A 22,908-nucleotide genomic window follows, 5' to 3' on the forward strand; every position below is an offset into this window, starting at 1 on the left:
TCAGGGGAGAACAACGAGATGCGACCACTTCGATACTCGATCAACGTCACTCTCGACGGCTGCTGCCATCACGAGGCGGGGCTCCCACCCGACGAGGAGTCGATGCGCTACTGGACCGCCCAGATGGAACGCGCCGATGCTTTGCTGTTCGGCCGGGTGACCTACGAGATGATGGAGTCGGCGTGGCGGCGGCCCGCAACGGGGGCGTGGCCTGACTGGATGGACGAGTGGGAGATCCCGTTCGCCGAGGCCATGGACCGGGCGAAGAAGTACGTCGTGTCGAACACGCTGAGCGGGGTCGATTGGAATGCCGAACTGGTGCCGGGCGACTTGGGGCCAGCAGTTCAGCGACTCAAGGAGCAGCCCGGCGAAGGTCTGTGGGTTGGCGGCGTAACACTCCCCCTGGCATTGGCAGACCTGGGACTGATCGACGAGTACGAGTTCGTTGTGCAACCGGTCCTCGCTGGACACGGACCGACGTTGCTCGCCGGTCTGCGCGAGCGCATCCAGCTCGCGCTCGTCGATCGCCACGAGTTCCGGTCGGGTGCAGTCGCCGTGCGATATCGGCCTGCGCGAGGATCGGCTAGACATGACTGACTAGTGCGAACATTCTGCTCCCACCACCGGAATCAAGTGGTGAGGCATCGCGGCGTCGACCTTGGTCGTGTTGGGAGGTTTGTGGTGGAGAAAGACCAACGCAGTCACCGCGACTGCGTTGGTGCAGGGTCCAGCATCGAACCGGTCCGCGCACCTGACTGCTCGACGAGCCAAGATCTAATCAGCAACATGAAATCCCGAACGCCTCCAGGACCCCGGAGGTCATGCCTCTTATGTGCCTCGGATCTGACGATTGCCGCATCGGAAGTGATTGAGCTCAACCGTCGAGATCGTTAACAGCGGGCGAGATCGGACCTAAAGGACAAAGCCTTCCAACACCACAAGGGAGTCCACTAAACTTCCCACCGAACTGGGGGACGATCACCCTCACCTGCATACATATTCCGGCAAGTGCTTGTTCATCGCAAAAACCCGATGTTGGTACTCTTGCCGCAACGGCGTCAGAACACGCTCAACCGAATCAACACTGGCAGGTGCGCTGAAAAAGGGGTCTGGTCAGTTCGGTACCAATGCGTAATCGACTGCAGGGCGTACGAGTTGCGCAAAAATCGATTCATGACCTCGGCGTCGCGGCGGCTCGCCCCCGTGCTTATGTCAGCGTGCCTTGAAAGTCCCGACCGCACGAAAGGACGACCGTCCCCGGCACTAGTTGTCCTGCGTCAATGAGGTTGTACGACACAGTCATCTGAGCTACCCCGTTTCACCCTGTGGCTCAAGAGGTTGCTGCGCGACTTCCCTATTTCATCCATGACCAAGGGGAAAATCGTAACTTGTGGGAAGTTGCTCGAACCATTGAAAACCCGCGGTGCCCTCGTGCGAGGAGTCCTTGTTCGCATTCACGTCTGACACGATGCCAACCGGAAACGAGTTTAAGTCGCACTTGGATCCGCACACCGATCAATCGGGCGCGCAATTTCCGTAACATACCCCCGAACTCGGTGCGATAACAGTATAAAGCTGCGTCTACAGCGGAGGATCCGATGACCGAACTAAGCTTTTGGTGCGTACCTGCATGGGCGCCACCAACCACCCATACAGTCGCCAATGGACTGGCCGCCGCCTACTGGTGGTTCAGCATAACCTAACCCGCACTTCACAGGGATCGTCGTGATCTGGCATTTTCAATAATCGGGCGGTGGCTGATGATGGTTTGCCGCTGTGAAAGGCGTTGTTCATCCCAGTGCCGTTTTCGTATTTCTCACTGCTATCTGCTTATATCTAGAAAGTACTTCGAACTTCCACCGCGAAGATGAGAGAGAAACAGGGCGGATACTCCGCGCACTGGAATTAGCAAGCAATAACGATCTGTACGCGGGAATTTCGCCATGTGACAGGCACACGACTCTGATGGAGGACGCAACGATGAACATGCCGCCACCCGGACCCCCTACGGGCCCTCCCCCTGCTTATGCCCCGTACCCGCCAATACCCCACAGGCCGGAGAAACAAAAGAACACCGTCGGCTTGATCGCCATCATCATCGCGGTGATTGGCTTCGTCTTCGCGTGCATTCCCGGCGCCCTCATCGTCGGGTGGATCCTGCTCCCGATCGGGTTCATTCTCGGCATCGTGGGAGTATGCCAATCCGGCAAGGTCAAAGGCACAAGCGTCGCTGCGATCATTGTCGCGATCGTTGGCACCCTTGTCGGATTCATCGTCTTCTTCGCGGTCGTCACAGATGCTGTCGACGAAGCGTTCAGCGGATCAGAACTATCGGCGGCCGACCCAAATTCCGCCGAAGGGTCCGTGGCAAGTGGCGATGGCAAAGGCACGCCTGGCAGCCGTGAGAACCCGCTTCCCATTGGCGCGTCGGTCGTCAATGACGAATGGGACATCGTGCTCGGCGCTCCACGCGAGGCAGGCAATGAGGTCAGCGCCGAAAACCAGTTCAACGATCTTCCGAAGCCGGGAATGGAATATTGGATCGTGCCGGTCACGGCGACCTATACCGGTGATGACACCGGGATCGCCTGGGTAGATCTAACTATCAAGTTCGTCGGCTCGGATAACAAGGCGTACAGCGACAGATGCGGCGTCATCCCCGGCGACCTTAGTGACGTGGACCAAGTTTATCCCGGCGGAATCGCGGAAGGAAACTCTTGCATTACTGTTCCGGCCGGAGCCGACGGGTTATGGTCGGTGTCTGCAGGTTTCACGGGTAAGCCGAGCTTCTTCACCACCAGCTGACCCTGCTTTCTCGATACCCACGTGTTCGGCCCGAAACCATTTCCGGATTCGGGCCGAACACACGCGGGATCGCTCTGCGAATCTAGCCCGGAAACTCCATGCGATCTCCAGCACACACTTCCCATCGAGCCTGAATACCCACGCACTGGAACGAACACCTGCGCCGACTCGACGGCTAACCGGGATTGCTGCAAATAACGGGTCACGTCTGCTGCCGCTCGACATGGTAGGCAAACCCGGAGAAGGATGCGTCGGCACTGCACTTCCAATGTACAACGTGGCCAGATATGAGTGTTTAGGGATTCGACTAAGTTTCTCAGCACTTCGATGCCCACGAGCCGCGCCGACTTAGAAGCGCTAGCCCTCTGCCACAGATCGTATCGGCGTCCGACACAGGCCGGACGCCAATACGTGTTCACGTCAGCTCACAGGAGCGCCACCGCTCCCGCCGAGGTGGCGGGCGAAGAACCAAGCCGAACTGTCGCGCTCGTAGGCGGGCACGGGATAGTGCCTGCCCGAGTATGCGTGCAGCGTCTTCTCCTTCGAGCCGAAGGCATCGAACAACGCGATCCCTGACGTGCGGTCGTAATCCTTGTCGTCCCAAGGGATCCGGTACTCGACCGGGACAGTGAGCCTTCGTGCAGCCTCGAGGAGGGAGCTGTCCACGAAAACTCCCCCGAAGCTCACGGCAGCGATCCTGGATTCGACCGGGGCCAACATGAGCCCGGTCACGACCCCTAACGACACGCCGCCGAAGCCGATCGGAGCATCGGCGTCGACCTCAGGCAGCGCTTGCAGGGCGTCGAGGGTCGCCTGCCATTCCGGCACTGCACGCTCCGCCAGCGACCGGTTGTACTCGACGACGATCGGGGCGATCGGCTCGCGGGCCGCCCGGGCCTGATGGATCGCCTCGACCCACTGTTCGTCCTGTGTGTTCCGCGGCCGGCCGCCATGTCCGGGCGCGTCGATCGCGGCGACTGTGAACCCGTGGGAGCTCACGCTGTGGAGCGCACTGGCAACCAGTCCTGGTGCCTTCTTATGCATGCCGCCGGAGTGCCCGGACAGCAGGAGGGGTGATTCGACAGATCCGGACGCGGGTGACCAGAGCACACCGGTGATGTCGTCCAGAATGAAATGGCGTTCGACGACACCGTTCAACGTCGTCTCGGAAGTGAATTCGATGGTCTGAGAATTGGATTGCATGGTGTTACCTTTCGGGATTGCCTACTCGAGGCGCTCCCGGCGACACCTACGTCAATCGCCGATCCGTGAACACGAGTGGGAGCACCCACATGGTTACAGCGTTCATGGGTCTCACCTCCTGGCGTGTTGTCACGGTCTCGCACAAGCTATCAACCCGAACCGAAGCTCGTCCAATCATTTTCCGGCCGACCGAACCGACAGACGACTCAACCACTTCTACGATCATCTGTAGTAGATTCCAAATGACAACCAACCGGTCGTTATGAGGAGCCTGATGTCGGTCGATCCAGTTCTCGCGCAGTACAGCGACTACGCCTTCGCGTCGTCTTTCGCGATTTACGTTCTCGCCCTGGTTCTTTCCGTCGTCGACTTCTCCAGCGCACCCCTCTCTGTCACAGTGCGACCGGCACTCGCACATGCCGGAAGTGCATCGAATCCGGCATTGCCCGGCCGGATCGCATTGCCGCCGAATCGAACCCGCGCCCATCGTGCGGGTCGCGCTGCCATGTCTCTCATCGTCGTCGCCCTGGTCCTCAACGTCACCGCGCTTGCACTTCGCGGCATCTCGACGCATCGATGGCCTCTCGGAAACCTCTACGAGTACGCGCTTTTCCTCAGCGCGGCATTGGTGGCATGCTGGCTGGTCATTCTGCGGCGGTACCCGATTCGATCGTTGACCATCTTCGTTCTGTCACCCACCGTGGTGCTTCTGTTCGTCGCCGCCGCAAGCATGTATGCCGAGGCAGCGCCGGTCGTACCCGCTCTTCGTTCGTACTGGATCGGCGTGCACGTCACGATCATCGTCGCCGCCTCCGGCATCCTTACCTTCGCAAGTGCGGTCAGCGCACTTTTCATGATTGCCGAGGTGGGTCCGCAGTCGAAGAAACGCGCGTTGCGTTGGATTGCGGCACGACTGCCGTCATCCGAATTGCTTGACCGCGTGGCCTACCGAACAACGGTCGTTGGGTTCCCATTGTTCAGCATCGGGGTGATCTGCGGGGCGATCTGGGCGGAAGCCGCGTGGGGACGTTTCTGGGGCTGGGACCCCAAGGAGACGGTCTCGTTCATCTCCTGGGTTCTCTATGCCGCGTACCTCCATGCGCGCGCTACCGCAGGATTGAAGAACATGCGTGCGGCATGGATCAATGTTGCTGCGCTCGCAACCATGCTTTTCAACATGTTTGCAATTAACTACGTCGTGTCGGCATTGCACTCGTACGCTGGATTGAATTGACGCCTACAACGGGTCAAACCCGCGATCGGTCGACGCTCGCGCGGACGGCACGGATGTAGCGGCGCGTCACAAACGCCTGAACTCGACGTCCGATCGGAGCGCCGAGACGCACCCACCACGTTCCAGGCTTGGAGAATGCGACGATCTCGATGCGAACCGCTTTGCTGTTCTCGTCGAACTGGATGACAAACAGCTCCTCCCCGCATTCGGGGTGGCCGGCGCGGGTTCCGTACGCGAAGCCCTTGCGATTGGGTTCGTCGACGACATAGACAATCCGAACTGGGATAGTCACCGGACCGAGTCCGAAAGTCGCATCCTGACCCGCCACCGCGGTCGGGGCTGCCGTACGGACGGTTAAACCGGCTCCGCGGTGCATTCCCCATTCCAGGACGGTACGGGCCGCGACCTCGAAATCTCCACGTCCGGATCCGACGGTCGCGCTCTCGTGAACGTGGTGATAGCCGGCCGGGAGAACGCCTGACGTTGCGCCCACCTCGAGGTACGTCAGCCCGCCCGGGCGGGACGCCATCATTGCTCGCGTCGGTGGCTGAGGATGTTGATCACGTGACCGTCGGGGTCGGCAGCGAAGAATCTGCGCACACCCCACGGCTCCACGGTGACGGGATAAACGATCGTGTCGCCGCGCTGCACCGCGGCCTCGTACGCTGCGTCGAGATCGTCCACCGCGACGGAGACGTCCGGCACGACGGGCGCATGCGCGTCGTGCGTCATGATGCTGATCTGCAGAGACGGATCCGTCGGCGAAGCCAACGTCACGATCCACCCGTGATCCATCACCACTTCGAGGCCCAGCACTTCGGTGTAGAAGCGCTGCGCGGCCTCGAGAGAACTACTCGACAGATCCGAAACAATCCGCGTAACGGTCATGTCCCGCAGGTTACGCCGCCGCCGGAGTCCACCGCGACTTGACGAGCCGCTCGATGTCGCCGGAAAGTTCGTCGCTAACGATTCCCGGAAGGAGGATCTGCCACATCTCGTCGACACGATCCGGAAGGTCCGAGCGTCGGGTGAGAACATTCGAAACCAGCTGTACCCCGGTGAATGCCGAGGGCATGAACCTGCCGAACGATTCTGCGCTGACCGATTTTCGGATTTCACCCTCCGCCTGAGCTCTGGCGGTGAGATCGGTGATTGCCGAGATCCATTCGGCGTACGGTTCCACCGGTCCCTCGTACGTGCTCAGTTCCAGCGTAAGACGAATGCCCGCGCGAACGATCGGCTCGTCGACAATCTGGCGTGCCATTTCGTGCGTGAGCATGATCATCTGTTCCAACGGGTCCTTGCCCGTCGCGGAAATCGCCTGCACCGATTCGATCGAGAGCCGATGCTGTTCGGCAATGATGAATTGCGCGAGCTCGTCCTTCGACGCGAAATGGAAGTACAACGCGCCCTTGGTAGTACCGGCCCCCGAGACTATGTCGGCCATGCTGGTGCTGCCGTAACCAGTCTTCTCGAACTGCGCGGCCGCGCCGGCAACGATTTGCTGCCGAGTCAGCTCGGCGCGTGCTTGCTTGACCACTGAATCCCTCTCGTCCTCCAAAGGCCCCCGCCCAGCAAACCCCATGGTTCGCGCCACACTCCAGCTATACCCAAAAACTTCACAATTGCCCCACATTACCAGCGCTCCTTCCATTGCTTCAATGACAAATGCAACAAAGGCGCTGGTCAGACGTCCGTTTTAGAGGGAATCTCCTCTCCCCAACGTGCTTTCGTCAACCCGCGCACGGTCCACCAACTCTCCGACGAGGAGCGTCAACTCCATCATCTGGTCGGTGATTTCTTCACGCAACTGCGTTGCATCCGTCTCGGAAATCGCGCCGGACTTGGTATCGAAAGACATCAACAATTCGATATTGGTGCGAAGTGCTGTCAAAGGAGCCAGAAGATCCTGGCCCGCTTCGGTGATCAGACTTCTCTGACGTGCCCGCGATTCCGACAACGTCCCGAGCATCCGATTGAAACTGACTGTCAACGAAGCCAACTCGTCGTCACCGGTCACCGGGATCGGCGCAAGATCATCCGTTTCGGCAACTCGCCGCGTCGCCGCAGTGAGCCGCGAAATCGGCCGTAATCCTGTGCGAGCCACTGCATCTCCGGCAGCGTATGCCAGCGCGATCCCAGCCGCACCCAGTGCCGCCAACACCACCGCAAGCCGCTTGAGGACCGAACGCGTCGGCCCCAAGGATTGGGCGACAACCAAAGTCTGCCCGGCAACCGAGGGCTCGACAAGAATTCGATACGCATCGACAGTTGCGATCGTCTGCGACGAATTGCCGTCTGCGATCGACCTGATGGCGTCCGCGCTGGTGCTGAACGGCGGCAGACCGGGAGTTGCCGTCACCAAGGCGCCGTCGGCAGTGAGAAGCCCCACTGCCTGGATGACCGCTGTATCCGCGCCGGCCGTCAATCCCAGAACCGGTGTGACACCGCCGAAATTGACGGTGTCGGTGATCGCATCACTCGTGCGCTCGAGTTGCCGGTCGACGTTGCCCTGCAAATACGCGTTGAACACGATGTACACCGCCGACGCCGACACGATCACCGCGATCGCCACCAGGCCTGCGGTCAACAATTTCACGCGAGCATGGAGTGTCCGCACGTGAATTCCCGATGGTTTTCGACGGCTCATTCCGGGAACCGACACTCTCATGCGCGGTCCCGCAGTGCGGCGTCGAAAGATCCCAACATCCCTCCAGTATGGGTACGGAACCTTAGACGAACCTGAAGCGAACGCAATGTCGGCCTCACGGCGCCGTTCCACTACCGAAAGCCCTGAGCCAGTCCACAGCCCCGGCTTCGGTGTCGAATGCCTCGACCGCCTCCGGGACCGGTGGTCGCTCGACGACGATCACCGGGATCGACAGTTGCCTGGCCGCCGCGATCTTTGCGTACGTCTGCCCGCCGCCGCTGTTCTTGGTGATCACGACGTCGATGCCGTGAGTTCTCATCAGGTCGACTTCCGCTTCGACGTCGAACGGACCACGTGCGAGCAGCAATTGCGAGTGAGGCGGCAATGGTCCCGATGGCGGATCGATCGAGCGCACGAGAAACGAGACGTTCTTCACGCGGTCGAACGCCGGAACTGCTTGCCTCCCGATCGTCAGAAAAGCGCGCGAGCCGACCGTCGGCACCAACTCTGCGGCGTGATCGAGATCGCGTACCGGAAGCCAGGTGTCACCGGGTTGCTTGCGCCATGGCGGGCGTCGGTACATGGCATACGGAACGGAAGTCGCGAGGCATGCTTCGGATGCATTTCTGGTGATGCGAGAGGCAAAGGGATGCGTGGCGTCGAGGACCGCGCGAATATCGTTGGCCGACAACCACTCCGAGAGTCCCTCCGCTCCCCCGAATCCGCCGATGCGCACTTCCCCCTCGGGCCATCGAGGATCACGTACCCGGCCGGCCAGTGAGGTGACAACTTCGAGGTCAGCTGAACCTGCCAACCGAGACGCGATCACTCGGCCTTCGCCCGTGCCGCCGAGTAGGAGTACGCGACGACGAACACCTGCCGAGGTCAGTGTGTGCTTCTCTCACGCACTGCCGAGTAGAGGTAGCTGTCCGGAAATCCTTCCGCAGTCAACACTCGGCCGACGATTACAACGGCGGTCTTCGTGATGCCGGCTGCATGGACAAGTTCGACGATCGTATTCAAAGTGCCTCGAACAACGATCTCCTCGGGCCGTGAGGCAAAGGCGACCACCGCCACGGGGCAGTCTTCGCCATAATTTTCGGCCAACTCGGATGCGATCTGTTCGATGCGATGAGCGCCGAGGTGAACCACCATCGTGGCGCCGCTGCGGCCCAGGGACAGCAGATCCTCACCCTCCGGCATTGCCGTCGACAAGGTGGAGACACGGGTGAGAACAATGGTCTGGGAGACGCCTGGAACGGTCAGCTCGCGCCCCAGCGCGGCTGCTGCCGCAGTAAATGCAGGAACACCGGGAACCATGTCGAAATCGACCCCCGCAGCGTCCAGACGACGGGCCTGTTCGGCCACAGCGCTGAAGATCGACGGATCACCGGAATGCAAGCGCGCGACGTCCAGCCCAGCGGAATCCGCTTCGACAAGAATCGCGGTGATCTCGTCCAGGCTCAGGCGAGCGGTATCCACGACCTGTGCGCCGACCGGGCACCACTCGAGCAACTCCGCTGGAACGAGGCTGCCTGCGTACAGGCACACGGGGCTCGCGGCGATGATGCGCTGCGCGCGGACAGTGATCAGATCGGCCGCACCGGGACCCGCACCGATGAAATGAACGGTCATTGTGAGGATTCCTCCGGCGTATCGGTGTCCGCGTCTGCAGACGGCTGACTTTTTGTGACGGACCATTGGACCACCGGAAGTTGCGGGCGCCAAACATTGAACGCGCCCAAAGGCTCGGCGCGCTGCACCTGAAAGCGTCGCAGCGTCCCACCATGGCGACTCATCCAGCCGAGCAGCAACGATTCGGACTCGGCGGTCACAGCGTTGACAACCAGACGCCCGCCCACGCTCAACTCCTCCCAGCACGCTTCGAGCATTCCCGGTTGCGTGACGCCGCCGCCGACGAACACCGCATCGGGACGCCGAACCTCGTCCGCAAACGCCTCGGGCGCGGTCCCTTTCACTGCCAACGCAGGCACACCGAGATTGAGTGCATTGGCACCGATCTGCGATACCCGGCTCGCCACCCTCTCGAATGCTGTTGCAGTGCAACGCGGGTGGGTTCTCATCCACTCGATGGCCACGGTTCCCGACCCGCCACCTACATCCCAGAGGTGCTCTCCCGGCGCCGGCGCGAGTGCGCACATCGTCAGCGCACGGATCTCCTGCTTGGTCATCTGACCATCGCCGACAAACGCTGCATCGGGTAGTCCCGGGATTCGAGTCAGCCGCAATGGATCATCGGCCGAGATGCACTCGAGGGCCAGAACGTTCAACGCGTCCACGTCCTGGTCCGCGTGATCCCACTCGTCTGCGACCGTGACGGTCCGCGATTCCTCGGCCCCGCCGAGCTGGGCCAGCACAGTCAGAGTCGATCGACCGTAGCCCGCTCCGGACAACAGACGAGCCACCTCACCCGGTGTCGAGCGCCCGTTGCTCAAAACCAGCAGGCGCGCACCGTCGGCCACTGCAGCCAAGACGGTCGCCGAGTCTCGGTTGACCAGGCTCACGACTTCGATGTCGGCCGACGCCCATCCCATTCGCGCGCTCGCCAACGCCACCGACGACGGGTGGGAGATCACTCGCACGTTGTCCACGCCGAGCAGCCGAACCAACGTGACGCCGAGGCCGTGGAACATCGGGTCACCGCTCGCGAGTACACACACACGCCGATCGGCGCTCTCGGCGAACATCGACGGCAACGCCGGGATCATCGGAGACGGCCACGCCAGCCGGGTGTGCGCTCGCCGCGCCCCGAGGTGTGTCGTCGGGACCAGTTCCAACTGGCGCGGCGACCCCATCAGGACCTCCGCACCCAGGATTGCACCCTTTGCGCTCTCGGACAGCCCTTCCCAGCCGTCGGCGCCGATGCCGACGATCACCACCGGGTGCGCGGTCATCGCGGCATCCGGCGCCAGATCGTCTGAGGCAGAAGCCGCATGACGAAGAACACCGGCTGCAAGATTCGCGGAACCCACACACGCGTCGCCCCGGAGTTCAGTCCCCGTACGACGGCGTCGGCGACCTGCGACGGAGTGCTCGACATCGGGGCGGGCGACATCCCTTCCGTCATGTTGCCGATGACGAATCCCGGCCGTACCAGCATCAATTGGACGCCCGAACCGTGCAGCGCGTCGCCCAGACCGCTGGCAAAACCCTCCAAGCCTGCCTTTGCACTCCCGTACACGTAGTTGGCGCGGCGAACCCGAACGCCGGCGACGGACGAGAACACCACGATCTTTCCGGTTCCCTGTCGGCGCATGATCTCCGCGAGGTGCGTGAGGATGCTGATCTGAGCCACGTAGTCGGTGTGTACCACCGCGACCGCATGCGCCGCGTCGGTTTCGGCACGCGCTTGGTCGCCGAGAATTCCGAAAGCCAGCACTGCAACCGAAATCCGGCCGTGCTCGGTGACTACGGCGTCCAGGAGGTCTCCGTGCGTGTCCACGGCGTCGGCGTCGAACTCGACGGTGGAGACGCCGACCGCTCCGGCGTTCCTGAGCATCTGCGCCTGCGCCGACAGTTCGCCGCTGCGTCTGGCAGCCAGAACAATGTTGCGGCCCGGCGCGAGCCTGACCGCGATCTCGAGGCCGATCTCACTTCGTCCGCCGAGGAGCAGTACCGTCTCGATGTCATTCACGTTCGCACCCGCAGTCACCGCTCCAGTGTCCTGGATTACCGTCGTGGCATGACGCTCACCCCCTCCACCACGCCATCGTCGCAGCAGACTCTCACCGAAGACGGACTGAAGTTCGTCGGTGAATACCACCTCGCGACACTCACGACGTTGCGTCCGAACGGCACCCCACACGTTGTGGCCGTCGGATTCACCTGGGACCAGGAAGCCGGAAAGGCACGCGTGATCACTAGCGGTGGCTCACAGAAGGCGATCAACGCAGCGCGCGGTGGATACGCCGCAGTCAGTTCGGTCGACGGCGGCCGCTGGCTCACGCTCGAGGGGCCGGCACGCGTGCTCACCGACGCGGACTCCGTGGCCGACGCCGTTCGGCGTTATGCCGAGCGGTACCGCCAGCCACGGGTCAACCCTGCGCGCGTGGTCATCGAAATCGACGTCACACGCATACTCGGGTCCGCGGCGTTCAAGGAAAGCTGATCAGCCGAGGACAGTCAGGCCGTGCGGACGGTTGTTGAACGACTCGCAACCGTCCGCAGTCACGACGACGATGTCCTCGATACGGGCGCCCCAATTGCCGCGGAAGTAGATTCCCGGTTCGATACTGAAGGCCATACCTTCGACGAGTTCGATGGTGTTGCCCTCGACGATGTACGGCTCCTCGTGCACGGACAGCCCGATACCGTGACCGGTGCGGTGAACGAACACCTCCGCAAGCCCCTGTGCGGCAAGAACTTCACGGGCGGCAATGTCCACGGATTCTGCGGATACACCTGGCCGCACCGAATCGACAGCAGCCTGTTGCGCCGCCTCGAGTACCGCGAACTGTGCTGCAACCTCCGCGGACGGCTGCCCCATGCTGTACGTACGGGTGGAGTCCGAGTTGTACCCGGGCTCGACCGGTCCGCCGATGTCGATCACCACGACATCGCCGCTCTCGATCACCCGGTCCGAGACCTCGTGGTGCGGGTCGGCACCGTGCGGGCCCGATCCGACGATCACAAACGCAGCCTCGGTGTGGCCCTCTTCGAGGATCGCCGCCGAAATCGCCTCGCCCACTTCGGCTTCCGTACGGCCGACGATCAAGAACTCGGCCATGCGGGCGTGAACCCGGTCGATCGCCGCACCGGCCCTTCGCAACGCCTCGATTTCGGCGTCGTCCTTGACCATCCGTAATTCGCGCAAGACGCCGGTGGCGAGGATCGGCAACGCGCCCAAGGTGTCTGCGAGCGGGATCAGATGCAGCGCGGGCATCGCGTCCGTCACCGCAACCTTGGCGCCGGCCGGGAGTTGAGCCGCCACAATCGCATACGGGTCGACACCGTCGACCCAGTCGAGGACGGTCAACCCGAGGTCGCCCACTGCCGATTCCTTCAGCGACGCCAACTCCAACCGAGGAAGTACGACGGACGCCTTCGCCGTGTCTGCGGCGATGACCAACGCGGTCAAGCGCTCGAACGAGTCAGCCCGAGAACCTGTCAGGTACCGCAGATCCGGACCGGGAGTCACCACCAGACCGTCGAGTCCTGCTGATCGAGCCAACTCCGCGGCGCGAGCGATACGTGCGCCGTACACGGCGCTGGAGAATCGGGAATCCTGTTCGGCTGGAGACGTCATGGCTTACAGGTTAGTGCCGACTGGCAGGATGGTGACCATGAGTGGGCCATTGCTTCTCCTCGACGGTGCCAGCCTGTGGTTTCGTGCGTTCTACGCGCTGCCCGAGTCATTCGTCGACCCCGACGGAAGACCAGTCAACGCGGTGCGCGGTTTCACCGACATGGTGGCGTCCCTGATCACCAAACACCAGCCGAGTCGTCTCGCCGTATGCCTGGACTTGGATTGGCGACCGCAGTTTCGCGTCGACGCCGTCCCGACGTACAAAGCGCATCGCGTCGAAGAAGGATCTGACGGTTCGTCCGAAGAAGTTCCGGACACGTTGACACCTCAGGTCGACATGATCATGGACGTACTCGCAGCAGCGGGTATCGCGACGGCGGGTGCTGTCGGACTCGAAGCCGACGACGTGCTGGGAACGCTTGCCGCCACCGAGCGCGAAGATCTCACCGTCGTCGTCAGTGGTGACCGCGATCTACTGCAGGTCGTCACCGACGAGTACGTGCCCGTTCGTGTCCTCTACGTGGGCCGCGGTTTGTCCAAGGCGGAACTGTTCGGACCGGTCGAGGTCGCCGAGAAGTATGGGGTACCCGGTGACCGTGCGGGCGAGGCATACGCCGAACTCGCGGTACTGCGCGGAGACGCCTCCGACGGTCTACCCGGCATCAAGGGTGTCGGCGAGAAGACTGCGTCGACGCTGATGCTCCGCTACGGCTCGCTGGCCGGACTTCGCGCGGCCGCGGCTGACCCCGAATCGGATATGGCCAAGGGAATTCGCGCAAAACTCACCTCACCAGAGGCAATGGCATACCTCGACGCTGCGTTGCCGGTGGTACGAGTCGTTCGCGACGCGGACGTTCAGTTCTCGAAGGACGACCGACTCCCGGCGACCCCCATCGATCCCGCACGCTTCGACGAAGTGGCCGCTTCGCTGAACATCGAACGCTCGGCCGGCCGGCTTGCCGCCGCGCTGAAGGCGGCGGCGGCAGGCCGTTCCGACCAGTAGTGCGTCAGCTCGGGCGGCTGACCTCGTACGTGCCGTTGTCGTCGACAAACGTCACTGTCACGTTCGACTTAACGCCCGCGATCGAGAGCGTGCAAGTGAACTTGTTGCCTGACTTGACTTCCTGGTCCGCGGGGCACTGAACATTGCTCACGTTCTTTGCCCCGTAGGACTCGGTGACGATTTTCTCGACGCCGGCCTGAGCCGCGCTCTGATCGAGTGTGTTCTTGCCGAATACACCGACCACCAGGGCAACCACGACAGCCGCCAGAACAACGAGAACGCCGATCGCACCGAAGATCAGGGGCTTCTTCGACTTACCTGCCTGGTTTCCGGGCGCACCGGGGCTCGGGAACGGCTGAGCCTGGTTCCACTGATTCTGTTGTCCCGGAGCTTGGCCGGGAGCCGCGGCGCCCCACGCCTGCTGGGGCGCGGCAGCAGGAGGCTGACCCCATGCCTGGGTTGCATCCGGTGCCTGCTGTTGCCCGGGCTGACCCCACGGCTGAGCGGGAGGCTGCTGCTGGGGTTGTCCCCACGGCTGCTGCTGCTGGCCGGGTTGTCCTTGTCCAGGCTGCTGCGGCTGACCGTATGCAGGCTGACCACCCGGCTGGCCGTAGGCAGGTTGGCCCCACGGCTGTTGCTGGCCGGGCTGCTGACCAGGCTGCTGTGTTTGACCAGGCTGACCCCACGGCTGTTGCTGGCCGGGCTGCTGACCAGGCTGCTGTTGACCACCCGGCTGCTGAGGATTCTGCCCCCACTGCTGCTCGTTCGGCTGCTGCTGATCACCAGGACCCCATTGCCGATTCGGATCGTTCGGTCCGTAAGGCCCGCTCATGTTCGCCTCCCACTCGAAATACCAGTCTGCGAATCAAACCACATAGTTGCGGTCATGCTGCGTCGACAGCAACTACCCCGCGACGAATCGCAGCTACCGCCCGCGCCGCGGTCTTCGCCACGTCGGCATCCGTCGATGTCAGTCGGACCTGATCGAGGAGATCGATCACCTGACGACACCACCGGACAAAATCACCCGCAGACAGCGCGCGGCCTTGCACTCCGGCTGCGATCAGAGCGTCGACCAGCGAATTTTCACTAGCCCAGTGGTAAACGGCAGTGACGAATCCCAGATCGGGTTCGCGCGTCGGCGGCAGCTTGTGGCGAATCTCGTCCGACCGCAATTCGCTCCACAGTCGTTGAGTGTCGTTGAGCGCGTGACGAAGTGCCGCTGTCGGCACCCGATCGACCGTGTCGCCGTCTCGACGTGATTCGTAGACCACCGAGGACACGACTGCCGCCAGTTCGGCCGGGCTGAGACCTGTCCACGCACCGGTCCGCAGGCACTCGGCGACCAGAAGGTCGCTTTCCGAATAGATGCGACTGAGTCGTCGTCCGGATTCGGTGACTTCGGGCGCTGCTTCGGCAGTCATGTACTCACGCTCTTTGAGTAGCGCGATGATTCGGTCGAACGTGCGCGCCAACGAGTTGGTGGTGGCCGCGGCCTTTTCCCTCATCGCCTGTGTTTCGCGGGCCAATCGGTTGTAGCGCTCACCGATCCGGCTCAGATGTTCGCGATCGGGCCAGCTGTGGCACGGATGCGAGCGAATAGCGCGTCGCAAAGTAGCGACCTCGGCGTCTTCGGACGCGCCCGCCTTGTGACGCTTCTTCCGCCGAGGGACGCTGATTCCGGTGCTACGCAACGCCGAGGCCAGATCGCGCCGAATCCGGGCGGTGTGGTGATCGACATGCTTGGGCAGGCGCATCTTTCCCAGAGCCTCGGCTGCTTCCGGAAAATCGCTCGAGGAGAGTCGGCCGGCCCACTGATCGGCAGTCAGAACCAGCGGACGGGGGTCTTTCGGATCGTTGTCCGGGACGAGGACCACTGCCACTCCGGAATGACGACCGATGGGAATCGCGATCACGTCGCCGCGGGCGAGTGCACGGAGAGACTCCACCGCATCTTCGCGGCGATCCTCGCGGCCCTTACGTTCGAGCGCCCGCTCGCGCGCACTGAGCCGCTCACGCAACGACGCGTATTCGAAGTACTCGCCGTCTGCACCACCGAGTTTCTCCTGCAAACCCTTCAGTGCTTCTTCGTTCCGCTCGATGCCACGCACCAGGCCGACCACTGAGCGGTCCGCTTGGAACTGTGCAAAGGAACGCTCGAGCAGCTTGCGTGAATCGGCCGCTCCCATGCGCTCGACGAGGTTGATCGACATGTTGTACGAGGGGCGGAACGAACTGCGGAGCGGGAACGTCCGCGTCGACGCCAAACCGGCGACATCCGTCGGCTCGACCCCGGGCTGCCACAGGACCACAGCGTGTCCTTCGACGTCGATACCGCGTCGGCCGGCTCGGCCGGTCAGCTGCGTGTACTCGCCCGGTGTCAGTTCGGCGTGTGACTCACCGTTGTACTTGACCAAGCGTTCGAGCACCACCGTGCGTGCCGGCATGTTGATACCGAGGGCCAACGTCTCGGTCGCGAAAACCGCTCGCACGAGACCCTTGACGAACAGTTCCTCGACTGTCTGCCGGAATGCCGGCAGCATGCCAGCGTGATGGGATGCCAGTCCGCGTCGCAGTGCCTTGCACCAGTCCCGATACCCGAGGACTTCGAGATCTTCCTCGGGTAGTTCCCCGGTGTGTTTCTCGATGATGGTGTCGATCTCGCGGACCTGCTCCGGCGAGGTGAGATCGAGTCTGGACCGCAGGCACTGCGCAAGAGCCGCATCACAACCGGCGCGGCTGAAGATGAAAGTGATCGCCGGGAGCAGTCCGGACTGATCGAGCTGAGCGATGACCTCAGGTCGCGGCAAGGGCCGGAAATCGTTGGAACTCTGGTAGCTGCCACGCCGTCCGCGGCCACGCGGCTGCCAGCTCTCGACGCGTTCGAGCGCCTGACGCTGCTTGACGTGGCGAACCAGATCCTGGTCCACGAGTACTGTCTTCGGCCCAGCCGAAGGATGACTTCGACTGTCGAAGAGATCGAAGATCCGTCGACCGACCATGATGTGCTGCCACAGCGGGATCGGCCGCGTCTCGTCCACGACCACGGTGGTATCGCCGCGGACGGTTTCCATCCAGGCGCCGAACTCTTCGGCGTTGCTCACGGTCGCCGACAAGCTCACCAGCCGAACATCCTCGGACAGGTGCAGGATCACTTCCTCCCACACCGCCCCGCGGAACCGGTCAGCCAGGTAATGCACTTCGTCCATGACGACGTGCGAAAGCCCACGCAGGGCCTCGGAGTTGGCGTAGAGCATGTTCCGCAGCACTTCGGTGGTCATGACGACCACCGGTGCGTCGGAGTTGATGCTCGAATCACCCGTCAGTAGGCCGACTTCGCTGGGGCCGTAGCGCTCGACGAGTTCGGCGTACTTCTGATTGCTCAACGCCTTGATCGGCGTCGTGTAGAAACACTTGCGGCCGGCCGCAAGAGCCAGGTGGACAGCGAACTCGCCGACCACGGTCTTGCCTGCGCCGGTTGGTGCGCAGACAAGGACACCGTGGCCCGCTTCGAGCGCAACGCATGCCTTCACCTGGAATGGATCGAGTTCGAACTTCAGGCTGGACGCAAATGTGCTCAGTTCGCTCTTGTTCATAACCACCTCGTCAGGGTTTCACACGCCGCCGACGTGGTGGCACGGCGCTCAGAGAGTGTCAGTGAAATCCTGGCCTGGTGCGTTGTCGCCGGCGGTGTCGGATTTCTTCGCGGCCGGAGCTTTGGGCTTGGACTTACGTCCGAACAATCCACTCGGTTCGGCCTTGGGTTTGGTCGGATTGTCGAAGGCCTCGTTCAGATCGGACGGAGCCGAGATGGAGGAAGCTTCCTCGTCGGAGATTGCGCCCCAGTCTTCACCGGATCGCTTGGCCTTACGTTTGTCGTTGAGGCGAGCGATCTGGACCGCGACCTCGAAGAGAAGCGTCAGTGCCAATGCGAGCGCCAGCATCGAGAACGGATCCGAACCCGGCGTAGCAACTGCGGCAAAAACGAACAGCCCGAAGATCAACCCTCGACGCCAGGCCTTCAAACGCTCGTACGTCAGAATGCCGGCAAAGTTCAGTACGACCACGAGCAACGGAATCTCGAAGCTGACACCGAAGATAAGCAGCAGATTGATGATGAAGCCGAAGTACTCCGAACCACTGAGCGCGGTGATCTGGACGTTGTCGCCGATGGTCAGGAGGAAGTGCAAAGCCTTTGCCACGACGAGGTACGCCAAGATCGCGCCGAGAATGAACAGGGCAGCACCGGCGGTGACGAATCCGACCGCGTATCGACGTTCCTTTGCATAGAGGCCCGGGGTGATGAATGCCCACAGTTGGTACAGCCACACCGGGCAGGCAAGGACGATACCGGCGGTGAGCGCCACTTTGAATCGCAACATGAACTGCTCGAACGGCCCGGTCGCCAGCAATCGGCACGCGTCGTCGGTGCTGAGGTTGGCGCGACTCTCGGACGGAAGCTCGCAATACGGTCCGCGAAGCAGATCGCCCAGGCTCTCGAGACCGAGTATCGAGTGTGAGTACCAGAAGAAGCCGAACGCCGTGGTGATGATCACACCGAGGAATGCGAACAACAAACGAGTCCGCAATTCGTACAGGTGGTCGACCAACGACATGGTGCCGTCTGGATTGACCTTCCGCTTGCGGTTACGCGGGTCTAACGGAATACGCACTGTGCATCCTGGTCTTGGTCAGCAGACAACCGGGGTGAACGGATATTTCACCCCGGCTAGAACGCAGTGTGTACTAGAGCGGCTTGACTTCGGTCGGCTGCGCAACAGGTGCTGCTGCACCGTTTGCGACCACCGCGGTGTTGGCCGTCGGCAACTGTGCCGGAGCAGGCTGTGCGACCGGCGCGCTTGCGGGCGCCGCATCGTCGTTCTGCATTTCCTTGACTTCGCTCTTGAAGATGCGGAGGGAACGACCCAAACCGCGTGCTGCATCGGGAAGCTTCTTCGACCCGAACAGAATTACGACGACAACAGCGACAATCAGCCAATGCATCGGCTGCATTGCACCCATAACGACCTCCCATGATCAGATTCCTCGATGCTACCGGACACAACCGGCGCCCGGAGGTGTCAAAGCACTTACTTCAGCTACCTTTTACCTGTTTGTTTCCTGCGAACTCACTGAGGGTGAAGTTTCCCGAAGTTTTACGAACCGATTACGTCGTACGCGTCGAGTGCCGCAACGGCCCGATCGTGTACTTCGGACACCAGTTCCGGCGGATGCAGGACCCGAACACCCTCACCGAACCCGAGGACCAGCCTTGCCATCCATTCGAGAGTTCCGAAACTCATCGTCGCCTCGACCGACCCGTCGTCGTTCACGTGCACGACATCCATCGGGTAGTAGTCGAGCATCCACACCCACTCTTTGGTGATGAACAACCGAGCTTCCGGAAGCGAACCGTCGCCGCTGAACAACTCGAGATTCGAATCCTCCTCGAGGGCTTGTGGCGGAGGATCGGCAGGTTCGTCGAGTTGGACGGCGGCGTCGATCCGATCGAATCTGAACAACCGCACGCCCTCGGCCTGGCGACACCAGGCCTGGAGGTAGCTGTAGTTGTCGACCAACACGATGCGAACGGGATCGACGATGCGCTCCGAGACCGCGTCTCGCGAGGCCGAGTAATACGTCAATCGAAGGGCGGTCTTGTCAGCGAGCGCGGCCCTGACCGTCGCGGCGATCGGGTCTTCGGCGATATCCGGAGCCGGCGAAGTACTGCGATCTTGGCCGACGGCTCGCGCCGCGGCCGAGCCTGCTGCGTCCTCGATCTTCGCGATAGCGCGCTGGGCCGAAGACGGATCGACCATCCCCGGCATTTCCACCAATGACCGAAGCGCGATCAGTAATGCAGTCGCTTCCGTGGAGGTGAGGCGCAACGGACGATCGATTCCGGCCGAGAACGTGACCTCGATGCTTTCCTCGGAGAAGGACAAGTCGATGAGATCGCCCGGACCGTACCCGGGCAGTCCACAGACCCACAGCTGATTGAGGTCGGTCATCAGTTGAGTGGTGCTGACACCGAGTTCCTCGGCAGCCTCGGCGGGACTGATGCCCGGATTCGCGATGAAGTACGGCACGAGGTTGAGCAGCCGCGCCAACCGAGATGACAGTCGATTGCTCATCAGTTCTCCCCCTGTCCGTCATTGCCGGCGATTGGGCTCGCCGCGGCGCGCAGCTTCGCGACGACCTCCGCACGCAAATCCGGTGGGTCCAACACCAGTGCATCCACCCCGTGTCCGGCGATCAACCGAGCGGTCCACTCCCAGGATCGGACGGGAATGGACAGCACGCTGCCGTCGCGATCGGTCAACCGCCGATCGGACGACGACGTCGCAAGCCGGCGAAGCTCGTGTGCGCGACCGTCTGCGACCCACACCGTAGCGGTCCCGGTCACCACGCCCGACCCGGTCACCCGGTCGACGACCTCGCGAAGATCGACACCCTCGGGCTTGTGGACCGATCCGGCGGGCCCGCACTCCCTGACGTCGTCACCGATCCGGGAGAGCCTGAAGGTTCTCACCGCATCACGGTCGACGTCGTGCCCAACCAGGTACCACTTGCCGTTGTGAGTGACGACGCCCCACGGTTCCACAGTGCGCTCGATGAACGGTTCGTTCAATGCGCCGCGGTGCTGAAAATGAACTGCTCGGCCGGCGTCGACTGCTGCAAGCAGCTTTCCGAGGGCGGGCTCCGAACCGCGGGTGCGCGCGGGAATCGCAGTAACCGGTGCGGCACTGACTTCTGCGTCGACCTGCACGCCGGCCGCTCGGAGTTTGAGTAGCGCGCTCTGGGCTGCCGAAATTAGTTCCGGAGATTCCCACAACTGCACTGCGACGGCGACGGCAGCAGATTCCTCGCTGGTGAGATCCACGTCCGGAAGCTCGTAGGCATTGCGATTGATCCGGTACCCCTCGACCGTCGAGAACCGTCCTGCCAGACCGGTTTCCAAAGGGACACCCAGGTCACGAAGTTCGTTCTTGTCGCGCTCGAACATGCGACTGAACGCCTCGTAGTTCGCGGAATCGTTGTACCCGGCCACACTGTCGCGGATTTTCTCCGCCGTGAGGAACTGTCTGGTGGACAGCAATGCGATCACCAGGTTCATCAACCGCTCGATTTTTGATGTCGCCACGCCGAAATCCTAGTGGCTATCCGATAACCGAACGCGCGCCGGACACTTTCGTGCCCGGCGCGTCGCCGCAAAACAGACCTGCCGTCTTGTACATCGTGAAAATGAGTGACCTACATCGAAGCGATCAAACGCTCGACACGCTCGTCGACAGAACGGAACGGATCCTTGCAGAGCACAGTCCTTTGCGCCTGATCGTTGAGCTTGAGGTGAACCCAGTCGACCGTGAAGTCCCGGCCGGCTGCCTGGGCTGCGGTGATGAAATCGCCACGCAACTTGGCGCGGGTGGTCTGCGGCGGATTCTCGACGGCCTCGTCGATCGTCTCGTCCTCGGTGACCCGCTTGACCAAGCCTTTGCGCTGCAGCACGTCGAAGACGCCGCGGCCACGTTTGATGTCGTGGTAGGCCAAGTCGAGCTGCGCGATCTTGGGATCGGACAGATCGAAGCCGTGACGGTCCTGGTAGCGCTGGAACAGCTTGCGCTTGATGACCCAATCGATCTCCGTGTCGACCTTCGCGAAATCCTGAGCCTCGACGGCGTCGAGGGTACGACCCCAGAGATCGACAACCTGCTCGACCTGCGGGTCCGGTTCGCGGTTACGCAGATGTTCGACTGCCTTGGAGTGGTACTCGCGCTGAATATCGAGAGCACTGGCCTGACGACCACCAGCGAGGCGGACAGGCTTCTTGCCGGTCACGTCGTGGCTGACCTCGCGGATCGCACGAATCGGGTTGTCCAAGGCGAAATCGCGGAACGAAACTCCGGCCTCGATCATTTCGAGCACGAGCGCTGCAGAACCGACCTTGAGCATCGTCGTAGTTTCGGCCATGTTCGAATCGCCGACGATCACGTGCAGACGGCGGTACTTCTCGGCGTCCGCATGCGGTTCGTCGCGGGTGTTGATGATCGGACGCGAACGAGTGGTCGCCGACGAGACACCTTCCCAGATGTGTTCCGCACGCTGTGAGAGGCAGAACGTCGCGGCCTTCGGCGTCTGCAGCACCTTGCCGGCGCCGCAGATCAACTGGCGCGTGACGAGGAACGGCAACAAGACATCCGAAATCCGGGAGAACTCACCGGCGCGCGCGACGAGAAAGTTCTCGTGGCATCCGTACGAGTTTCCGGCCGAGTCGGTGTTGTTCTTGAAGAGGTAGATGTCGCCACCGATCCCCTCCTCGGCAAGTCTCGCCTCGGCGTCGATCAGCAGTTCTTCGAGCACACGCTCACCAGCTCGGTCGTGATTGACCAACTGGATGAGGCTGTCGCACTCGGCCGTCGCGTACTCCGGGTGCGAACCCACATCCAGGTACAAGCGGGCTCCGTTGCGGAGGAAGACGTTGGAGCTGCGACCCCACGACACGACACGACGGAAGAGGTAACGAGCAACCTCGTCGGGGCTCAGTCGCCTGTGCCCGTGAAAGGTGCAGGTAACGCCGAATTCCGTCTCGATACCCATGATTCGTCTCTGCACACTTCGACAGTACAACCAGAATGCGAGGTTCACCCGTGTACTTCGATCGCGTCGTAAGTCACGACTCGACAACGTCGGGCGGCGGCATAGTGTGACGGTGTGAGCCCTATTCGCCGAAAAGTTGTCCGAAGCGA

The 22,908-nt window shown here is 62.2% G+C and carries 22 protein-coding genes; 5 read left to right on the forward strand and 17 right to left on the reverse strand.

All coding sequences use genetic code 11. The features are described 5' to 3' along the window. Positions 1-18 precede the first annotated feature (18 nt). Positions 19-597 (forward strand): dihydrofolate reductase family protein, encoded by a 579-nt coding sequence (locus tag R4P65_RS21700; RefSeq protein WP_317828058.1) that lies wholly within the window; start codon positions 19-21, stop codon positions 595-597. 1,485 nt (positions 598-2,082) lie between these two features. Next, positions 2,083-2,805 (forward strand): hypothetical protein, encoded by a 723-nt coding sequence (locus R4P65_RS21705; protein WP_317828059.1) that lies wholly within the window; start codon positions 2,083-2,085, stop codon positions 2,803-2,805. 420 nt (positions 2,806-3,225) lie between these two features. On the opposite strand, the gene R4P65_RS21710 is transcribed toward R4P65_RS21705, so the two are convergent. Continuing rightward, on the reverse strand, positions 3,226-4,008 hold the full coding sequence (locus tag R4P65_RS21710) for an alpha/beta hydrolase (protein ID WP_317828060.1): 783 nt from the start codon (positions 4,006-4,008) through the stop codon (positions 3,226-3,228). Positions 4,009-4,282: 274 nt separating this feature from the next. Here R4P65_RS21710 and ccsB point away from each other — a divergent pair, with 274 nt between their 5' ends. Then, positions 4,283-5,242 carry a c-type cytochrome biogenesis protein CcsB gene (gene ccsB / locus R4P65_RS21715; protein ID WP_317828061.1) on the forward strand — a complete coding sequence of 320 codons (960 nt, stop codon included), beginning with the start codon at positions 4,283-4,285 and terminating at the stop codon, positions 5,240-5,242. Between the two features lie 13 nt (positions 5,243-5,255). On the opposite strand, the gene R4P65_RS21720 is transcribed toward ccsB, so the two are convergent. The 8 genes from R4P65_RS21720 to R4P65_RS21755 form a co-directional block, all read right to left on the reverse strand. Beyond that, positions 5,256-5,771 (reverse strand): DUF1990 domain-containing protein, encoded by a 516-nt coding sequence (locus tag R4P65_RS21720; protein WP_317828091.1) that lies wholly within the window; start codon positions 5,769-5,771, stop codon positions 5,256-5,258. Then, positions 5,771-6,130 (reverse strand): VOC family protein, encoded by a 360-nt coding sequence (locus R4P65_RS21725; RefSeq protein WP_317828062.1) that lies wholly within the window; start codon positions 6,128-6,130, stop codon positions 5,771-5,773. The genes R4P65_RS21720 and R4P65_RS21725 overlap by 1 nt, the downstream gene beginning before the upstream one ends. 10 nt (positions 6,131-6,140) lie before the next feature. Next, positions 6,141-6,782, reverse strand: a complete 642-nt coding sequence (locus R4P65_RS21730) for a ScbR family autoregulator-binding transcription factor (protein ID WP_019748499.1) — start codon at positions 6,780-6,782, stop codon at positions 6,141-6,143. A gap of 159 nt (positions 6,783-6,941) precedes the next feature. Then, positions 6,942-7,841: a HAMP domain-containing protein gene (locus R4P65_RS21735; protein ID WP_317828063.1), complete on the reverse strand. Its 900-nt coding sequence runs from the start codon at positions 7,839-7,841 to the stop codon at positions 6,942-6,944. Positions 7,842-8,007: 166 nt separating this feature from the next. After that, positions 8,008-8,781 (reverse strand): cobalt-precorrin-6A reductase, encoded by a 774-nt coding sequence (locus R4P65_RS21740; RefSeq protein ID WP_317828092.1) that lies wholly within the window; start codon positions 8,779-8,781, stop codon positions 8,008-8,010. Then, positions 8,778-9,527: a precorrin-4 C(11)-methyltransferase gene (cobM, locus tag R4P65_RS21745; protein ID WP_230815656.1), complete on the reverse strand. Its 750-nt coding sequence runs from the start codon at positions 9,525-9,527 to the stop codon at positions 8,778-8,780. Before cobM ends, R4P65_RS21740 begins: the two co-directional genes overlap by 4 nt. Continuing rightward, positions 9,524-10,807: a precorrin-6y C5,15-methyltransferase (decarboxylating) subunit CbiE gene (gene cbiE / locus R4P65_RS21750; protein WP_317828064.1), complete on the reverse strand. Its 1,284-nt coding sequence runs from the start codon at positions 10,805-10,807 to the stop codon at positions 9,524-9,526. Before cbiE ends, cobM begins: the two co-directional genes overlap by 4 nt. After that, a complete protein-coding gene (locus R4P65_RS21755; RefSeq protein WP_317828065.1) occupies positions 10,804-11,565 on the reverse strand; it encodes an SDR family NAD(P)-dependent oxidoreductase in 762 nt (253 codons plus the stop codon). Before R4P65_RS21755 ends, cbiE begins: the two co-directional genes overlap by 4 nt. 30 nt (positions 11,566-11,595) lie before the next feature. On the opposite strand from R4P65_RS21755, the gene R4P65_RS21760 reads away from it, so the two are divergent. Next, on the forward strand, positions 11,596-12,021 hold the full coding sequence (locus tag R4P65_RS21760; RefSeq protein ID WP_030536346.1) for a PPOX class F420-dependent oxidoreductase: 426 nt from the start codon (positions 11,596-11,598) through the stop codon (positions 12,019-12,021). Here R4P65_RS21760 and R4P65_RS21765 read toward each other — a convergent pair whose 3' ends face one another. After that, entirely contained in the window at positions 12,022-13,158 is a 1,137-nt protein-coding gene (locus tag R4P65_RS21765; protein ID WP_317828066.1) for a Xaa-Pro peptidase family protein, read from the reverse strand. It abuts the gene before it with no gap. A gap of 37 nt (positions 13,159-13,195) precedes the next feature. On the opposite strand from R4P65_RS21765, the gene R4P65_RS21770 reads away from it, so the two are divergent. Continuing rightward, positions 13,196-14,161, forward strand: a complete 966-nt coding sequence (locus R4P65_RS21770; RefSeq protein WP_317828067.1) for a 5'-3' exonuclease — start codon at positions 13,196-13,198, stop codon at positions 14,159-14,161. A 4-nt stretch (positions 14,162-14,165) separates the two neighbouring features. Here R4P65_RS21770 and R4P65_RS21775 read toward each other — a convergent pair whose 3' ends face one another. The 7 genes from R4P65_RS21775 to pafA form a co-directional block, all read right to left on the reverse strand. Next, positions 14,166-14,993, reverse strand: a complete 828-nt coding sequence (locus R4P65_RS21775) for a DUF4333 domain-containing protein (RefSeq protein ID WP_317828068.1) — start codon at positions 14,991-14,993, stop codon at positions 14,166-14,168. Between the two features lie 52 nt (positions 14,994-15,045). Then, positions 15,046-17,757 carry an RNA helicase gene (locus R4P65_RS21780; protein ID WP_317828069.1) on the reverse strand — a complete coding sequence of 904 codons (2,712 nt, stop codon included), beginning with the start codon at positions 17,755-17,757 and terminating at the stop codon, positions 15,046-15,048. Positions 17,758-17,805: 48 nt separating this feature from the next. After that, positions 17,806-18,834 (reverse strand): twin-arginine translocase subunit TatC, encoded by a 1,029-nt coding sequence (tatC, locus tag R4P65_RS21785; protein WP_317828070.1) that lies wholly within the window; start codon positions 18,832-18,834, stop codon positions 17,806-17,808. Positions 18,835-18,907: 73 nt separating this feature from the next. Further along, entirely contained in the window at positions 18,908-19,183 is a 276-nt protein-coding gene (gene tatA / locus R4P65_RS21790; RefSeq protein WP_003944836.1) for a Sec-independent protein translocase subunit TatA, read from the reverse strand. A gap of 134 nt (positions 19,184-19,317) precedes the next feature. Continuing rightward, the gene (locus tag R4P65_RS21795) at positions 19,318-20,295 is read right to left on the reverse strand and encodes a helix-turn-helix transcriptional regulator (RefSeq protein ID WP_230815665.1); all 978 of its coding nucleotides are present in this window, start codon (positions 20,293-20,295) and stop codon (positions 19,318-19,320) included. Beyond that, positions 20,295-21,305 carry a YafY family protein gene (locus R4P65_RS21800; protein ID WP_317828071.1) on the reverse strand — a complete coding sequence of 337 codons (1,011 nt, stop codon included), beginning with the start codon at positions 21,303-21,305 and terminating at the stop codon, positions 20,295-20,297. The genes R4P65_RS21795 and R4P65_RS21800 overlap by 1 nt, the downstream gene beginning before the upstream one ends. Positions 21,306-21,415: 110 nt before the next feature. Further along, positions 21,416-22,774 (reverse strand): Pup--protein ligase, encoded by a 1,359-nt coding sequence (pafA, locus tag R4P65_RS21805; RefSeq protein WP_230815667.1) that lies wholly within the window; start codon positions 22,772-22,774, stop codon positions 21,416-21,418. Between the last annotated feature and the right edge of the window lie 134 nt (positions 22,775-22,908).

Source organism: Rhodococcus sp. IEGM 1318 (assembly GCF_033142465.1).
Classification (GTDB): domain Bacteria; phylum Actinomycetota; class Actinomycetes; order Mycobacteriales; family Mycobacteriaceae; genus Rhodococcus_F; species Rhodococcus_F qingshengii_B.

Coding starts and splice junctions, on each gene's coding strand:
- R4P65_RS21700 (WP_317828058.1), top strand. CDS start 19: ATGCGACCACTTCGATACTCGATCAACGTCACTCTCGACGGCTGCTGC.
- R4P65_RS21710 (WP_317828060.1), bottom strand. CDS start 4,008: ATGCAATCCAATTCTCAGACCATCGAATTCACTTCCGAGACGACGTTG.
- ccsB (WP_317828061.1), top strand. CDS start 4,283: ATGTCGGTCGATCCAGTTCTCGCGCAGTACAGCGACTACGCCTTCGCG.
- R4P65_RS21720 (WP_317828091.1), bottom strand. CDS start 5,771: ATGGCGTCCCGCCCGGGCGGGCTGACGTACCTCGAGGTGGGCGCAACG.
- R4P65_RS21725 (WP_317828062.1), bottom strand. CDS start 6,130: ATGACCGTTACGCGGATTGTTTCGGATCTGTCGAGTAGTTCTCTCGAG.
- cobM (WP_230815656.1), bottom strand. CDS start 9,527: ATGACCGTTCATTTCATCGGTGCGGGTCCCGGTGCGGCCGATCTGATC.
- cbiE (WP_317828064.1), bottom strand. CDS start 10,807: ATGACCGCGCACCCGGTGGTGATCGTCGGCATCGGCGCCGACGGCTGG.
- R4P65_RS21760 (WP_030536346.1), top strand. CDS start 11,596: ATGACGCTCACCCCCTCCACCACGCCATCGTCGCAGCAGACTCTCACC.
- R4P65_RS21765 (WP_317828066.1), bottom strand. CDS start 13,158: ATGACGTCTCCAGCCGAACAGGATTCCCGATTCTCCAGCGCCGTGTAC.
- R4P65_RS21770 (WP_317828067.1), top strand. CDS start 13,196: ATGAGTGGGCCATTGCTTCTCCTCGACGGTGCCAGCCTGTGGTTTCGT.
- R4P65_RS21775 (WP_317828068.1), bottom strand. CDS start 14,993: ATGAGCGGGCCTTACGGACCGAACGATCCGAATCGGCAATGGGGTCCT.
- R4P65_RS21780 (WP_317828069.1), bottom strand. CDS start 17,757: ATGAACAAGAGCGAACTGAGCACATTTGCGTCCAGCCTGAAGTTCGAA.
- tatA (WP_003944836.1), bottom strand. CDS start 19,183: ATGGGTGCAATGCAGCCGATGCATTGGCTGATTGTCGCTGTTGTCGTC.
- R4P65_RS21795 (WP_230815665.1), bottom strand. CDS start 20,295: ATGAGCAATCGACTGTCATCTCGGTTGGCGCGGCTGCTCAACCTCGTG.